This is a genomic window from Acidovorax sp. (assembly GCF_021287135.1).
Taxonomy (GTDB): Bacteria; Pseudomonadota; Gammaproteobacteria; order Burkholderiales; family Burkholderiaceae_C; genus Acidovorax.
In genome coordinates this window covers 67583-83384 of sequence record NZ_JAJTBB010000021.1, presented here as the reverse complement: position 1 = coordinate 83384, position 15802 = coordinate 67583, and the positions used below count along the sequence as shown (strand labels likewise).

13 protein-coding genes are annotated in these 15802 nt (G+C 51.6%); all 13 read left to right on the top strand.

Annotation, left to right across the window (positions count from 1 at the left end):
- Positions 1-2 precede the first annotated feature (2 nt).
- The 13 genes from gmd (at position 3) to LWW96_RS05050 (ending at position 15451) form a co-directional block, all read left to right on the top strand.
- Positions 3-1094 carry a GDP-mannose 4,6-dehydratase gene (gene gmd / locus LWW96_RS05110; protein WP_291484651.1) on the top strand — a complete coding sequence of 364 codons (1092 nt, stop codon included), beginning with the start codon at positions 3-5 and terminating at the stop codon, positions 1092-1094.
- Positions 1087-2187, top strand: a complete 1101-nt coding sequence (locus tag LWW96_RS05105) for a DegT/DnrJ/EryC1/StrS aminotransferase family protein (protein WP_291484649.1) — start codon at positions 1087-1089, stop codon at positions 2185-2187. Before gmd ends, LWW96_RS05105 begins: the two co-directional genes overlap by 8 nt.
- A gap of 8 nt (positions 2188-2195) precedes the next feature.
- Complete coding sequence (locus tag LWW96_RS05100; protein ID WP_291484647.1) at positions 2196-3653, top strand: hypothetical protein; 1458 nt, start codon at positions 2196-2198, stop codon at positions 3651-3653.
- Positions 3654-3694: 41 nt separating this feature from the next.
- Positions 3695-4432 carry an ABC transporter permease gene (locus LWW96_RS05095; RefSeq protein ID WP_291484645.1) on the top strand — a complete coding sequence of 246 codons (738 nt, stop codon included), beginning with the start codon at positions 3695-3697 and terminating at the stop codon, positions 4430-4432.
- Positions 4429-5193 (top strand): ABC transporter ATP-binding protein, encoded by a 765-nt coding sequence (locus LWW96_RS05090; RefSeq protein WP_291484643.1) that lies wholly within the window; start codon positions 4429-4431, stop codon positions 5191-5193. Before LWW96_RS05095 ends, LWW96_RS05090 begins: the two co-directional genes overlap by 4 nt.
- A 90-nt stretch (positions 5194-5283) precedes the next feature.
- The gene (locus tag LWW96_RS05085; RefSeq protein WP_291484641.1) at positions 5284-7545 is read left to right on the top strand and encodes a glycosyltransferase; all 2262 of its coding nucleotides are present in this window, start codon (positions 5284-5286) and stop codon (positions 7543-7545) included.
- The gene (locus tag LWW96_RS05080) at positions 7536-9197 is read left to right on the top strand and encodes a glycosyltransferase (protein ID WP_291484639.1); all 1662 of its coding nucleotides are present in this window, start codon (positions 7536-7538) and stop codon (positions 9195-9197) included. The genes LWW96_RS05085 and LWW96_RS05080 overlap by 10 nt, the downstream gene beginning before the upstream one ends.
- On the top strand, positions 9157-9816 hold the full coding sequence (locus LWW96_RS05075; RefSeq protein ID WP_366117931.1) for a NeuD/PglB/VioB family sugar acetyltransferase: 660 nt from the start codon (positions 9157-9159) through the stop codon (positions 9814-9816). The genes LWW96_RS05080 and LWW96_RS05075 overlap by 41 nt, the downstream gene beginning before the upstream one ends.
- 246 nt (positions 9817-10062) lie before the next feature.
- Positions 10063-11085, top strand: coding sequence for a glycosyltransferase (locus LWW96_RS05070; protein WP_291484634.1), 1023 nt, complete (start codon positions 10063-10065; stop codon positions 11083-11085).
- Positions 11086-11090: 5 nt separating this feature from the next.
- Positions 11091-12068 carry an NAD-dependent epimerase/dehydratase family protein gene (locus tag LWW96_RS05065; RefSeq protein WP_291484978.1) on the top strand — a complete coding sequence of 326 codons (978 nt, stop codon included), beginning with the start codon at positions 11091-11093 and terminating at the stop codon, positions 12066-12068.
- Positions 12069-12081: 13 nt separating this feature from the next.
- A complete protein-coding gene (locus tag LWW96_RS05060) occupies positions 12082-12783 on the top strand; it encodes a class I SAM-dependent methyltransferase (protein WP_291484632.1) in 702 nt (233 codons plus the stop codon).
- Positions 12784-12789: 6 nt separating this feature from the next.
- Positions 12790-13176 carry a GtrA family protein gene (locus LWW96_RS05055; RefSeq protein WP_291484631.1) on the top strand — a complete coding sequence of 129 codons (387 nt, stop codon included), beginning with the start codon at positions 12790-12792 and terminating at the stop codon, positions 13174-13176.
- A gap of 91 nt (positions 13177-13267) precedes the next feature.
- On the top strand, positions 13268-15451 hold the full coding sequence (locus tag LWW96_RS05050; RefSeq protein WP_291484629.1) for a hypothetical protein: 2184 nt from the start codon (positions 13268-13270) through the stop codon (positions 15449-15451).
- Positions 15452-15802: the final 351 nt, after the last annotated feature.

Sequence of the window (15802 nt, the reverse complement as noted above, 5' to 3'; positions counted from 1 at the left end):
AATTGAAGAAAAAAGTTGCGCTGATTACTGGTATTACAGGTCAAGATGGTGCATATTTGGCGGAATTCCTTTTGCAGAAGAACTACGAGGTGCATGGAATTCGTCGCCGCGCCTCGTTGTTCAATACGGACCGCATCGATCATCTCTATCACGATCCACACAACAAAGGCTACGACCTCACGCTGCATTATGGAGATTTGACAGACTCTTCCAGCCTCATTCGGGTGGTGCAGGAAGTCAAACCCGACGAAATCTACAACTTGGCAGCGCAAAGCCATGTCGCGGTGTCGTTCGAGGAGCCCGAGTACACTGCCAATTCAGACGCAATGGGGACCCTTCGCCTGCTGGAGGCGATTCGGATTGCTGGCCTCAAAGACACCACCAAGTTCTACCAGGCATCGACCTCGGAGCTGTATGGTTTGGTTCAGGAAACACCCCAGAAGGAAACCACACCCTTTTACCCTCGATCGCCGTATGCGGTTGCCAAAATGTACGCATACTGGATTACGGTGAACTACCGGGAAGCCTACGGAATGTATGCCTGCAACGGGATACTCTTCAATCACGAGTCTCCCATCCGCGGAGAAACCTTCGTCACGCGAAAGATTACCCGAGCCCTGGCGCGTATCAAGCTGGGCCTGCAAAGCAGCCTGTACCTTGGCAACTTGAACGCTCTGCGGGACTGGGGACATGCGCGGGACTACGTGGAAATGCAATGGCTGATGCTGCAGCAGGATATGGCGGAAGACTATGTCATCGCGACGGGCGAGCAGCACTCGGTGCGAGATTTCGTCAACTGTGCAGCGGAGGAAATCGGAATCCAGCTGCGCTGGGAAGGTGAAGGTGTCGAGGAGAAAGGGTATGACACGGTCACTGGAAACTGCATCGTGGCGGTGGATCCGCGTTACTTCCGACCTGCAGAGGTTGAGACGCTTCTGGGGGATCCCTCCAAAGCCAAGCAGAAGCTCGGCTGGGTGCCGCGCACATCCTTCAAAGAGCTGGTGTCCGAAATGATGCAGGAAGACTTGAAGGGTGCCCACCGCGATGAGCTGGTCAAGCAACACGGATTCAAGTATTTCAATCATCATGAATAAGCCGGAAAAGATGATTCCCGTTTATCAGCCGTATTTCAGCGGGCGTGAGAAAACGTATGTGAATGAATGCCTGGACACGACTTGGATCTCATCCAAGGGCGAGTTCATCCGGCGTTTCGAGCAGGGTTTTGGCGACTATATTGGCTCTTCAAATGTCACCAGCGTCTGCAACGGAACTGTAGCGATTCACCTTGCACTAGAAGCGCTGGGCATAGGGGCGGGCGACGAAGTCATCGTCCCGACATTTACGTACATCGCGTCGGTGAATACGATCATCCAGACGGGCGCCAAGCCGGTTTTCGTGGATTCTCTCGATAGCACGTGGCAGATTGACCCCGAAGACGTCAAGCGGAAGATCACGCCCAAGACCAAGGCGGTTATGGTGGTTCACCTGTATGGCCTTCCATGCGATATGGACGCGATGGTTGCGATTTGTGAGAAACACAAGCTTCTGCTTGTGGAAGACTGCGCGGAAGCCTTTGGTTCGCGCTACAAAGGGCGTCATGTGGGTACGTTCGGCGATATTGCCACGTTCAGCTTTTTTGGTAACAAGACCATTACCACCGGCGAAGGGGGGATGGTGGTTGCAAAAGAACGGGGCACCATTCAGCGCGCATTTCACCTGAAGAATCAGGGAGTTTCACAAACGCGGGAGTATTGGCACGATGTCGTGGCGTACAACTACCGCATGACCAATATTTGTGCTGCTATTGGTCTGGCCCAACTGGAGAACGTGGAGGAGATTCTGGCGAGAAAGCGGCAGGTAGCTGCCTGGTACCAGGAGGATCTCGCAGAACTCCCGTTGGAGACACACAGAGAAATACCCGATACGGTGCATTCGTTCTGGATGTGTTCGGTAGCGGTGAATGATGCAAAACAGCGCCAGCCCCTACGCGATTTCTTAAGAGCTCAGGGGATCGAGACACGTCCTGTGTTTTATCCCTCGCACACCATGCCCCATTGCGCAACGGGGGAGACCTTTACGGTCGCAGAATCATTGGCAGCGCGTGGTATTAATTTGCCAAGTTATCCGGGGTTGAGCCGCGAGGATGTGAGCTTTATAACGGGCAAGATCCGCCAGTTCTTTTGTTGAGCAGATGGATGAAATACGCTCTTGTTGCTACGACCGGTTGGTTGCTACTCGTAGACTTGCAAACAAAAAAAGTACAAGCCCTGGAAAATGGTCGTCCTGAATACTACGGCATCTCGTGGTTTCGTGATGATAATAATTTGGTACTTTCTCATACCGGATTGGATAGCGCCACTCTCACCGATATTAACGCTTATGCATTGTCGGAGCGAGGGTGGCTGTCTAAGGGGGATCTGCGTAGCAGAAACTTTTTGTCGGCACCGCATCAGATATTTTGCGCTCCAGATTATAGAGTAATTTGCGCAAACACCGGGCGAAACGTCATTAATGTATTTGATTTTAAAAAGCCAAACGTATATCAGGAATGTGGTGTTACCGATGCGCGTTGGGATCGCCTGTCGCTGGATGATTTGAAAGGCGACCATCTTAATTCGGTATTTCTGCGCGGCAACCTTTTGTACGTTATTGCGCATGGATTTTTAAAGGGTTCAAAGCTAGCAATTTTTTCGTACCCGGATTTGGAGTTGGTATCTGTTGAACCGTTAGGCAATCGCACAGGTCTGCACAATATATGGATCACAAATGATGGCCAGCGTGTAAGTTGTCATTCAGAGAATGGAAGTCTGATAGACCTTGATAGTAGGTTGCCAATTTGGGAGTCTGGTTCTGCCATCTACACTAGAGGCTTGGCTGCGACTAACGATTACGTTTTGATAGGAGAAAGTCAAAAAACTGTTCGGGATTTGCGGAGAAGTTCATTGAGCGGCATATGGATTCTCAGCAGAAATGACTGGAAAGCCATTGACCATATTTGTCTCGGCCCATACGGTGCTGTGAACGAAATTCGAGTGCTGGATGAGCCTGATGAGGCGCATCACGGCCATCGTTACACCGGTCTCGTAGCACTGTGCTCACAAGATGCCTATACCGATTTATCCCTGTCAAGGCTATCCACCTCAGCCGCTGCGTCTGCAGCTGCAGTGTTTTGGTCGGATTTTGCCGGCATTTTTGGGTCGCCTGCTTTCATGAATAATGGCGCAAAGAGCGCACGAAGCGATCAATTATGTCTCGTTGTCAAGAAGAATGATCAAAGCAAACAAATCGACTTTAGCTATAGCTTGGACGACCCCTTTGAATCCCACGTTTCTGCGATAGCTGGTTACCAGGGCAATGGTGCAGATAAATGCATGAATGCATTTCTTCTAAAATCGTTTGAGAATCAGGCCATATTGTCGTTATGGAAAAACGATGGCGAGTGTTGGGCGCATGTGCCCGGTGTGCAAATTGATAAGCAACCCCTCACCGGCAAGGTCCGGTTAGTTGTTTCCCAAAATAGGGTGACGCTTTATATAAACTCGAAAATCGTGCTTGAATGCCCGGCGCAAATATTCGGAGCAACAAGATGCGACTTTGGGTTAGGAATTCGCTGGATGGGTGCTGCAGTCCGTCCTGAAGAGGTGGCTAATTGAATTCATATGTTCACGGTATCTGGAAGGCTCGATATTTTTGGATGCATTTGGTTGCCTCGGATTTGCGGTCCAGATGGAGGAGGTCGTTTTTTGGTATTTTATGGACGATTATTCAGCCACTTGGCATGACGCTCTTGCTTGCTGTGGTGTTGAGTAAAATGTTAAGGGTTGATATTTATACTTATGCGCCTTATATTCTTTCTGGAATTGTCGTATGGGAATGCGTGACGGCTTGTGTTACGGGAGGGGCATTATCTTTCGTACAGGCGGATGCTTACATAAAGCAATGCAGACACCCGCTTGCAATATACACCTTACGTACAGTCCTCAGTAACTTGGTCGTGTTAGGACTGGCGAGTATTGCTCTTTATGGGTGGTCCGCAATAGTTCTACCGCAAAATATAGGTTTGCACTGGCTTTCGACGCTTACCATATTTCCTATCATTGGCTTGATTCTTTGGCCTCTTGCGACGCTTCTCGCGTATATTGGAGTGCGCTTTCGCGACGTCCCGCATTTCACTGGGCTGGTAATGCAAGCACTATGGTTCTTGTCGCCTGTCTATTTTGAAGAAAAGATGTTTCGTCAGGGTGGGTTGGATTTTCTGGTGGACTTTAACCCGATCTATCACTTGCTTCAGTTGGTGCGCGCGCCTCTGCTGAACGGACGCTGGCCGGCGACAGAAAATTATGCTTACGCGCTTGCCAGTGCTGCTTTGCTTGCTTTTATAGCGTGGATGGTAGGCTGTCGTGCAGAAAGAAAGGTTATTTTTTATCTATGAAGGCGCCATTCATATCGTTAAAGTCTGTAAATTTGCATTATGCAGCTGTGGCTTATAAAGAGCGATCTCTAAAAACTCTATTATCCCAGCTGTTTCGATGGGGCCAAAAGTCCGTTGAGATGGAGGATATTCATGCTCTCAAAAACATATCGTTGGAGGTGAAAGGAGGGGAGCGTATTGGATTAATAGGACACAACGGCGCGGGCAAGAGTACTTTCTTGAAAACTGTTGCTGGCCTTTACCCCATATCTAGTGGCAGCGTCAAGGTTGGCGGTCAGGTCCGATCACTATTTGATTTGAGTCTTGGATTTGAACCTGATGCAACTGGCCGTGAAAACATACTATATCGTGGACTTTTGCTTGGGTTGTCTCCGGCCTTCATGCGAGAAAAGCAAAAAGAAATCGTGGATTTCGCTGGCCTGGGCCATTTTATTGACTATCCGATCAAAACTTACTCTGCTGGTATGCAAGTGAGATTGGCATTTGCTATTTCTACGTCAGTTGGCGGAGATATCCTTTTGCTGGACGAAGTTATCGGGGCGGGGGACGCAAATTTCATGGAAAAAGCGAAACAGCGGATTTCAGATCTGATAGAGCACGCTGAAATTTTGATACTGGCATCGCATGACTTTGCAGCGCTAAAAAGATTATGTGTGCGAGGCCTGGTGCTCCAGCAGGGGAATATTGTCTTTGATGGGCCGATTGATGAGGCTGTCCAGTATTATAAAGAAAAAAATGCAGCCGGGATTCCGTCTGTATAAGGGAATAAAAGGAAGTACTTTTCGGAATCTGGACGTTATTGATCGAATCAGGATGGGACACTTTTGATGAACTTGAGAGTAATGTGGCTCTTGAACCACACTTCGGCCAGAAATTTTGAAGTACCGATGCTCAAAAGAGTCGGGGTATCGCAGATTTTTCTGCCCAAACGTTATCCCACGGACCCTTCATTCCGCAGTGCAAATGTCGATTACTCCGAAGACGAAAATTTACAAATTTCAGCAGCCGATCTCCAAATTCTGAATGACGCGAACTGGTACGGTGGGGCCGATCCTGAGGCATGGGAAGTTGCTAACAAAAATTTTGATCTCCTTTTTTTCATCTTGCATCAGCCTGATGTCTTAAGCCAAGCTGCACGCTATTTCAAAGGAGCGATATTATGGCGGGCCTACGGTCTGGATTCCTCACAGTCGTACGGCAGTTTGGCAAGGTACTTCAAACAGCGAGGCAATATTGAGAAAGTTGGCTCGCGTTTCTATTTTGGAGAAGCGTATCCCCATTTGGCAGATTCTGAGCCGTCCTACCTTCAGACGCGAAGGGTTTATTTGCCGCTCGGAATTGCAAATTCCGTTGTAAAAGATATTTGGCGAGGCGAAAAGAGGCAAATATATTTTGTTTGTCCATCTATTGGATTTAATGATTATTATAAAAAAATTTACCAGGATTTTTGTGATGCATTTGGCGATTTGGACTGTGTAATAGCAGGCTCTCAGCCTGTTTATGTTTCTGACCCCCGTATTCTGGGGTATGTTACGAACGAGCAGCATGTTGAAAATATGACTCAGAGTCGGGTCATGTTTTATCAATCCCAGGAGCCAAATCACATACATTATCATCCGTTTGAGGCTATCAGAACGGGCATGCCCTTGGTCTTTATGGAGGGTGGGATGCTTGATCGCCTTGGCGGTGAAAAACTTCCTGGCCGCTGCTCAACTATAAAAGAAGCCAGAAAGAAGATTGAACGCATTCTTGGGGGTGATGATGAGTTTACAGAACATGTTCGAAAGACCCAAGTTGTGTTACTTGAATCCATGCGGACTGAAAACTGTGAGGCGGCGTGGCGCATCGGTTTAGAGCGTATTGCATCTGAAGTCGAAATTCGGCGGGCGGAAAAGTCTCTCAGGCCGATGTTAAAAAAGAAGAAAAAAGTCGCAGTAATTCTTCCTGTGGAGTATCGGGGTGGCAGCTTGCGGGGCGCATTGGCGCTGGCGAAAGCCTTACTTCTTGGCAGCAGAAAGTGGGGCGAGGAAGCTGAAATAATTTTCGCTCATATTAATGCCGACTCTGCATATACGGAAGACGATTTTCAGGGCCTGCATCCTGACATCAGTCGAAGATCGTTTGCATGGAAAATTATATCGCCTGCTGAAGCGCGCCGTGCGATGCTATATGCTGGTCATAAAGATTGGGAGCCCGCATCTGACGCCTACATGGTTCCTGATGACAATATTCAGCAAATGACGGATTGTGATCTCTGGGTTTTTGTGAGTGATCGAATTCGCCATGCACTGTTGCCCATAAGGCCTTACGTTCTGATGGTTTATGATTATATTCAACGCTACCAAGACGTTGTTTCGGGTGATGCGAACATGGCATTCATCAATGCGGCAAGAGGTGCTGAAAAAATATTGGTCACAACTGACTTCACAGGACAGGATGCTCTTCAATACGCGGGTATTGAGAAATCGAAGATTGCACACGTTCCGATGTTGCCACCAGAAATCAAGACAGAGCTGCTTGAGACAGTGGCTGCGCCGAGCGCTCAAGAGTACTTTGTATGGACTACTAATGCCGCCCCTCATAAAAATCACCGCAATGCCGCCGAAGCACTTCGGATTTACTATGAAGAGCTGGGAGGTGAACTTGGCTGCATGGTCACGGGGGTTAACACCGAGGATATATTAAACGGCTCCTATGAACATCATAAAGCGATATCGTCGATCTTCGAGCGTAGCGCCGCACTGCGCAAACATGTGTCTTGGTTAGGTGAAATTTCCGATCAAAAATATTGCGATCTTCTTACGCGAGCAAAGTTTCTGTGGCACGCAGGCCTGATAGATAACGGTACCTTCAGTGTGATAGAAGCTGCCTCATTGGGTGTTCCCGCACTTTCTAGCGATTACCCTGCAATGCGTGAGATAGATGCCAAATACGCTTTGGAGCTAACATGGATGGACCCGAATTCCAGCCGTAACATGGCTCTTCAGCTGAAGTATATGGAAGGCAATGTGAAAGATCTGAGGGGCCGCTTACCATCCAAGGAGCAATTGGCATTGCACAGCGTTGAAAACATGTCATATAGCTATTGGAGTGAGGTGCGTGCATGCATGTAAAGGACTACGGCATGTATGTGGCTTATCCGCCTACTGTAGACCTGCGCGATCAAGGTCTCGGGAGGCATCTGGCCATGTTCTTGAATGGCGCTCATGAATTATCGAATGTTAGGTTTACCATTGTTTGCCCAAGCTGGACTAAGGAAAGCTTGCAGGAGCTCTTTGAAAGTGAGAATGTTTCATCGCGAGTTTATAAATTAGAATGTCCCGATGGGAAGCCGTATATACTAAAGCTGTATGAATTATTAAGAAAGTACAGTAAATATAGAAAACGAAAGGGTTGGTTCTCGCAATTTTCATCAAAAATGGTGGCCCAGGCCGGTTTTGCGTGGCGCTCGCTAACATCCCGTGCGGTGGCCGTCCACGACGTCTGGACTCTTTTTGTCTTTCTTGCTTTTGTCCTGCCATCGCTGCTGGTTGTGCTGCCGCTGGCGGCGGTAGTGTCGCCGATATTGGTTTTTTCAGCGCTTACTCGATGGGTAATCATTTTAAAACCGTTTTTGACTGTGCGTTTTCAGAGCATGCGTTGGGTGCGGCTGCTTCAAAAGTCGGCGTCCCTGCTTGAAAAGCCGGAGAGCAAGAATTGGGTCTTAGGTCTTTTTGATGAAATGCACGAGCGTGAAATTTCACGCATGCAGAAAATTGTCGAAAGAACGAATGTTGTTGCCTGGTATTGTCCTACCGCTTTTTGGCCTTCTTTTCATTCCATCGAGGCACCACGATTAATGTGTGTACCAGATGTGGTATTGTCGGATTTTCCTGTTGGATTCGCCGGTGTTGGGGGTGAAAGATTTGCGCGTACTTTTGAAATTATCGAAGATTCAATAAGACTTTGTAGTCATTTTGTCACTTATAGTGAGTCGGTGAAGTGGAAAACGCTTGTTGAAAAATATGGCGTGGAGCAAAATAAGGTTGCGGTTATACCGCATGCTCCTAGTGTGCTTCATCGTTTAGTGGAGATTAGCGGGTTTCCCGATAACGAACTCGCGTCCAAGTATTTTTGCCAGTCTCAATTGCAAAATGCATTTCAGCGCGGCGCCAACCCGACTTATACCTCCCTGTTGCAAGTAGCAAACCTTAAATTTATTTTCTATGCCAGTCAATTCCGCCCAAATAAGAATATTTTAACGTTGCTTCGCGCGTATGAACATCTCTTGCGAAGAAGATATGTGGGTCATAAACTTATTTTGACTGGTGATCCCTCACTCATACCGGAGATCGGGAATTTCGTTAAAGACAAGCGGCTGCAGAATGATGTAATATTTTTGCCACGGTTGACGGCTACGGAGCTTGCAGCTTGCTACAAGCTGGCAGATTTGGCAGTAAATCCTACTTTGAGTGAGGGTGGATGTCCTTTTACCTTCACTGAAGCGCTGTCGGTTGGTACGCCGGTCGTTATGTCGAGGATCGATGTTGCGGAAGAAGTACTTACCGAATCCGTCTTGCAAGAAGTGACTTTTTTTGATCCTTATAGCTGGAAAAATTGCGCGGAGCGTATTGAATGGGCTTTGAATAATAAAGATTATCTTTTGGGGATTCAAAAAAGGGCTTTTGACGTATTGGTTGAACGTAGTTGGTCTGATGTGGTAAGAGAGCACATGCAAGTGCTGGATGACATTTCAACCCGTAGAGAGTCAACGGAAAATGGATAAGCTTATTATTTTTGGATTCGGAGGTCATGCTCGTAGTGTGGGGAATGTCGCCCTTTCTCAAGGATTTAGGCATCTCATATTTGTAGAGAACACCGCGAGGTCTGGTGAGAATTTTCTTGGCCATCGGGTTGTCCCGAGCTTGGAGGAGGTGGACGCCTCCTGGGTATTTGCCCATGCGGCTTCGGGGGATGGGCTAAAAAGGAAGGCCCAGTGCGAGCAGATAGTTGATTCAGGTCTGATACTATTGGCCGTCGTTTCCCCCTCATCAAGCATTGGTGTCGGTAGCGTAATTGGAGAGGGATCGTTCGTTGGTGATATGTGTCATATCGGTCCCATGGCTCAGATTGGTACCGGTTGCATTTTAAACACCGGGTGTGTCGTGGAGCACGAGTGCATCGTTGGAGATTTCACGCATGTTTCTGTGAACTCAACGGTGGCAGGCCGCAGCCGAGTTGGCAGGTTATCGATGCTCGGGGCTGGGTCCGTGGTAATTGATGGCGTATCGATTTCCGACAGAATTACGGTTGGAGCTGGCTCGGTCGTAACGAGAGACATTGTTGAGCCAGGTACCTATGTGGGTGCGCCAGTCAAAAAGATTCGATCGCACTCTAAAGGTTAGTGTCGACTCGCAACGCATCGATGGCATCGGCTCAAGGGTGCCCGACAGCATGGTAATAAGTCACCAACACGGTTGCTAAGAGTACTCTGCAGCCCAATAGATGCAATTATTATGACCGTGGTGGCTAGTGATTTTCCTCCGCGTTGACGTTCCCGTGCCCGGGCGTGTGCGTCATTGAGGCTGTGGTTATGGAAAGAAAATTAGGTCGATGCTGGTGTGTGGCCTAGCTTTTGAAAGGTAAATGAAGTGAGCGCAGAAGAAAATCTCAACAAGATTCTGGTGTCCTTGGTGGTACCGGTCTATTCGGGTGCGCCCTATCTGCGGGAACTTGTAAAGTCGATTGAACGGGTGCGCGAAGCATGGATAAAGGACGCAGCGCCGCTCTGCCTGATAGAAGTTATTTTTGTAGACGATGATGCCATTGACGACTCCGCACGGGTGTTAGACGAACTGGCTGCTAACTGTGCCTGGGTACGGGTGCTGCACCTTTCACGTAACTTCGGCCAGCACCCGGCAACTATCGCCGGCATATTGCACAGCTGCGGCGACTGGGTGGTTACGATGGATGAGGACCTACAGCACTCGCCGGAATATATCGCGGCGATGCTGAATGTGGCGGTTTCCGGCGAGTTGGACGTCGTTTACGCAAATGCGGTTAATGACGTTCACGAAAGCCCTCTGCGGGATATCGGCTCGCGCTTGGCCAAGCGCATCACGGCAATTTTAGCTGGCGACATGAGCGTTTTGAAATTCAGCAGCTTCCGTGTCATTCGCGGCGTTATCGCCCGTTCGGCGAGCAGCGTGTGTGGCCACGAAACCTATTTTGACATCGCCTTGTCCTGGTTTTCCCGCCGCGCGGGCACTCTGCCTTTACACATCAAGGACCATCGTTTCATCGAAGGCAAGAAGAGTGGCTACTCGATGCGCAAACTGCTGTCCCATGCGCGGCGCTTGGTCATATCCAGCCGTGTCAAGGCTTTGCGTATCGGAGGGTACGTCGGGGTGGGGGCCATGCTGTTCGGGGCCGCATTTGCCGCCTATGTGGCGTTCATGGAGTTCTTTTTCCCAGGTGTTTTCGGAGCACGTGGGTGGAGTTCCTTGATTGTCTCTAGCATGATGTTTGGCGGCATGACCCTCTTTTTGGTCAGTGCCGCCCTGGAGTACCTGTCCATCCTGGTTTTGCGGGCGCAAGGCAAGCCCACGTTTTTTGTCGTCGACCGTAGTGGCGACGCGGTCATTGCCTCATACCTCAAGGAGACGGTCGCTTGATTGCCATGGAGCGCGCGGTCCTGCAGCCGGGCGGTGAGCCAACCGTTCAGTGGGTGTTGGTCTTTGGTGTTGGCTTGATCGGGGAGACACTCGTCGCCGAACTGTCCCGCCGTGGTTTTTCGCAAGCCACACGGCTCTTGTTTTCGTGGCAGCCGGCATCACGCACCTGGGAGGATGAGGCGGATGCAATCTGCGGATGGGTACGTGCGCGCGTGAACGTCCACGCGCACGCCGGCACAACCGCCAGCCGCATGTCATTCGATATCGTCTGGAGCGCCGGGCGGGGCGGGTTCGCTTCGAGCTGGGCGACGCTTGACCTGGAACTGTGCGCCTTTCAGGCCGTCATGGCTTTGTCTAGCCGTTTGCTGGAGATGCTGCCCCTGGCCGTACACCGTTTTCACCTTACTAGTTCCGCCGGCGGCCTATATGAAGGGCAGCGAAATGTTGGACTGGGGGATCCACCCGCGCCGCTGCGCCCTTATGGCCAGCTGAAGCTGGAGCAGGAGCAACAACTACGGGCTGTAGCGGGGCCAGTAGTCAAGCGCATCTATAGGCCGAGTTCGGTATACGGCTTTGTGTCACTGAAAAGTCGGCTGGGATTGATTGCTACGCTCATCAACAATGGCATGCGAGGACATGTGACTAATATCTTCGCGGAAGCGCTGACTTTAAGAGACTACGTCTTGGTGGGAGACATCGCTACTTTCATGGCGCAAAAAATCGAAATCCAGGAAGCCGCGCGAGATGATACCTATCTGTTGGCATCCGCGAAACCCACGTCTGTCCATGAGGTGCTGGTCCTTCTGGAGCGTGTTCTGGATCGGTCCCTGTATTTTGTCTTCTGGCCTACCCCGGACAACACGGCCTCCAACACCTACAGCCCCCACGTCCTTGCCGATGGCTTTCGACCGCAAGACCTGGAGACGGGGATACGGTCGGTGCTGCTTGGCATGCGCCATCAATTCTTCAAACACTATCCCTGAGGCTACCCCCCGCATGTCCGAACACGAGTTTGACGCACACGCCGACAGTTATCGGCAGACACTGGACAATGCACTCGCTGTGGGCGGGGGCGACAGCCTTTATTACGCCGAGCGAAAGTTCGCAGCGCTGCGGGCGTTTATGGCCGAGCGCTCGCGCGCCACACCAACGGCCATCCTTGATTTTGGCTGCGGGACAGGTACCAACCTGCCCTACTTGCACGGGCTTTTTGCCGGCGCCTCCTTGTATGGGGTGGACGTTTCGAGCCGCAGCCTGGAGCTGGCCGGTGAGCGCCATGTTCCAGACTGCCAGTTGACTTCGTACGATGGCAGAACTCTGCCCTTTGATGCGGCGAAGTTCGATGTGGTGGTGGTATCAAACGTTCTCCATCACATTGAACCTCCGCACCGTGCGGCAACGCTGAAGGAAATCGGCCGCTGCATGAAGCCCGGGGGCCTTTTGGTTGTGTTCGAGCACAACCCTGCCAACCCCGTGACACGCAAGGTGGTCCGGGATTGCCCGTTCGACGTGGGGGTGACATTGGTCGGCCAGCGGGAGGTACAGTCGGTTTTGCGTGACCTGGGTTATCGGGTCGCGAGCCTCTGGAACATCATTTTCTTTCCCGCCGCCCTGAAGAAAATGAACGTCGTCGAGCGGTCGCTGCGATGGTTGCCGCTGGGTGCGCAATATGCGCTGTTCGCCGAGTGGCAAGGGTAGGCCGCAGTGAACCATCCGCTGCTGCGCAAGTTGTCACGTTTCGCCATGGTGGGCGTCGCGAATGCCTTGGTTTATGCCCTGGCGACACGTCTGTATGCCGATGTGCTCGCAGTTAGCGCGGCTGTCGCGAGTGGGCTGGGCTACGCGACGGCTGTGCCCTTGGCCTTCTTCGGACATCGGCACCTGACGTTTGAAGCGAGGGGGGCGTTAACGCCGCAGTTTGCGCGATTCCTGGGTAACCACTTGTTGGGTTTTGCTCTGGCAGTGGTCATTGCTTGGCTGATGACTGATCTGCTGGGGTGGCCCATCTGGATGGGGATGGGCACCACGATCTTGGCGGTTCCGGTTGTGAGTTATCTGGTGATGGATAAGTGGGTGTTTGCCCGTCCATGAGTGACGTGATGCGCCACTTGTAGCGTGTTCGTATGTGTTTCCGATCGTGTTGTCTGATTGCAAGATTTCTGAGGTACGTTGCATGTCAAGGTTGACCCATATCGCTGCTTTTCTGCTGCTGGGGGGACTTGTGGCCACAGCCCTTTGGCTGCCGTTCGGCTTCGAAATGGGAGGGCTCATCGAAGAGTGGGGCATGCTGGGGCTCTATAGCAAATATGGCCATTTTTTTGTGACAGGACGAGACGGTGTTGTACCCAACTTCGCTATGCGGCCCCTGACCTTCCTGATGCCAGGCATCGCGAACAAGCTGAGTTCCCACTCCTTCGTGCCCTGGCACCTGTTGCTGATCGTCGCCCTGATGCTCAAGGGGGCCGTGGGGGGCTGGTTGGTCCTGCGGCTGTCGCACTCAAGGCTGTTGGGCGCCATGGCGGTGCTTCTGTTCATCGTCTATCCAGCCGACACGATGCACGTGTCGCTGAGGAGCCTGCACATCGTTTGGGCTATCACTTTTGTGATGTTGGGGGCCTGTGCGCTCATTGTGGCGCTTGAAAAGGAGGGTGATGGCTTCGCTGCCTATATCGCAGCGGCACTTGCCTCCGTCCTGGTTGTCGTCGGTATCGCGATGTACGAGGCCTCGTTCGCCATGCTCCTGTTGGCGCCAGGCTACTTTGTCGTCAAATTAGGTGCACGGGGTGTGATTCGTATCGCTTGGCAACGGGCGCGGATCTGGGTGGTATTCGGTGCGGGGCTCGGGCTGTACGGCCTGTATCTTGCTGGGGCTAGCGCCACAGGCAGCAGTTACCAAGGTAGCCTGGTCGGGGGAGGCGGTATCGTCGGGTTGCTCACCGAAACCCTGCCGAAACTCTTCACGGTAGGCGCCGTGCACGTTTTCTGGGGTGGGTGGGCGGAGTCATTTCGGTTGACCCTCGAGCAGCCGGTCAGTAACCTGATTTACTTGGTTGTGTGCACTATGGTGCTCGTTGTGGCTGCAGTGCTCACCGTTCGTGTACCGCGTAAACAGCCCTTTGACGAGGTTTCGTCGACAAGTGCCTGTAGACTGATGTGGGTAGGTGTTGTCATTGCACTGGCGGGCTATTTCCCGTATCTATTTTCCTTGCCTCACCTCTCGATCAGCCAGCGCACCTTCCTGGCTGCCAGTCCTGGAGCCGCCTTGGTCTGGGTGGGGGCGCTGGCATTCATTGTCGGCCGCAGCCGGGTTCTGGCGTTGCTTGTGTCGTCTGCGGCGGTATTGCTGGGTCTAACCTTCCAACTGCATCAGTTCAGCCACTACCAATATCTTTCGGATCTTCAACGCAAGCTGTTGGGCGAGGTGGTCAGCCAATACGGCCAGAGAGAAGGCTCCCCGCCTCTCGTGGTCAGGGATTACAGTAACCTGCTGGGCCACACCTGGATGTTTTTGCCCGAGAACCTGGGCTATGCTTTGTCGTACATCGTTGGGCGTCCCACGGGGCCAGTGGAAATCTGTCGGCAGCCCTCCGGTGAATGGATGCGTAGGGATGGATTGGGTCGCACCGGGCATTGCTATCAATTGGATGGGCAATGGGTTTTTGAAGAAGCTGAACCCGTCGGCGCCCTTGGCCGGCCTGTACCTGGCGGGTCACATAAAGTGATCAGATGGCCGGTTGCCACTGCAGTGACGCTGGATGTGGGGCAAGACATGCTCACGATTGACGGCGAGGAGTTGACCGCCAGACGCGGGGGCATCTCAAGAGACCAGAATGTTCCGGTTGACCCTACGGGGCTGTACGGTACTCGTTGGCCACTTGCCGGAAAGCTGTGGCAATCGAGCTATCGTGTTCGTGATTGCTACCGTTGGGATTTTGGAGATGTCTGGAGTTTAGAGTTACCTATCCGCGGCAACGGGTGGCGCGAGGCCGAATGGACTGTATCAGGACTCGACAAGACGTCTGCCGCGTGGAAAACATCACGGGCCGGCAGTTTGTTTTTTGAGTTGCTGCCAAGGGATACCGATTACATACTTCGATTCCGTCTATCCGCAGCGGCCAATGACCGCGTTCTCAAGAGCCTGATCGTGTCGGTGAACGGCAAGCAAATGTCGCTTGCCTTGAGTGGCCTGGAGGGTGTTGCCACCGTGCCGGTTGGCGTTTTGAAACGCGGCGAAAACGTGTTGATGTTTGAATCAGAGGTCGCGAAAGACTACTACGGTCTCTCCATAATGTTGGACCGTGTGATGCTTGAACCTCGATCATCGAACCTGTTGCCAGAAAGTGCAGTGACGAGCAGCGGATGTTGATTGGGCACCAGTGAATCGCCTTGACGCTGAACTGACATCCCGAGGTTGGACAGTTGCATTGCTGCGATTCGGATTGGGCTTTCCCCAACAGTGTTGATTTTCAAAGAATTTTGACCCACCGTTGAGTCTTTTCTGGGTGGAAGAAATCAACAGTCATGCCGTTGAAGTGCTAATAGACGCCGTTCTTGACCCAGTGCTCTGCCCGTTGTTCGTTGCTGAGCTTGTAGGCTTGCTTGAATTGCAGCAGGCTGACCATTAGACGGATGGGAAAACGGGATGCCGGTTGCGGCAACGCCAGCCCCTGCGACCTGCAGCGAGGAGGCCGAACAGGTCCCCTGTGCAATTGCCAGA

Excerpts from the sequence above, each read along its gene's own strand:
- LWW96_RS05105 (WP_291484649.1), top strand. The coding sequence starts at position 1,087 with ATGAATAAGCCGGAAAAGATGATTCCCGTTTATCAGCCGTATTTCAGC.
- LWW96_RS05100 (WP_291484647.1), top strand. The coding sequence starts at position 2,196 with ATGAAATACGCTCTTGTTGCTACGACCGGTTGGTTGCTACTCGTAGAC.
- LWW96_RS05095 (WP_291484645.1), top strand. The coding sequence starts at position 3,695 with ATGCATTTGGTTGCCTCGGATTTGCGGTCCAGATGGAGGAGGTCGTTT.
- LWW96_RS05090 (WP_291484643.1), top strand. The coding sequence starts at position 4,429 with ATGAAGGCGCCATTCATATCGTTAAAGTCTGTAAATTTGCATTATGCA.
- LWW96_RS05080 (WP_291484639.1), top strand. The coding sequence starts at position 7,536 with ATGCATGTAAAGGACTACGGCATGTATGTGGCTTATCCGCCTACTGTA.
- LWW96_RS05075 (WP_366117931.1), top strand. The coding sequence starts at position 9,157 with ATGACATTTCAACCCGTAGAGAGTCAACGGAAAATGGATAAGCTTATT.
- LWW96_RS05065 (WP_291484978.1), top strand. The coding sequence starts at position 11,091 with ATGGAGCGCGCGGTCCTGCAGCCGGGCGGTGAGCCAACCGTTCAGTGG.
- LWW96_RS05060 (WP_291484632.1), top strand. The coding sequence starts at position 12,082 with ATGTCCGAACACGAGTTTGACGCACACGCCGACAGTTATCGGCAGACA.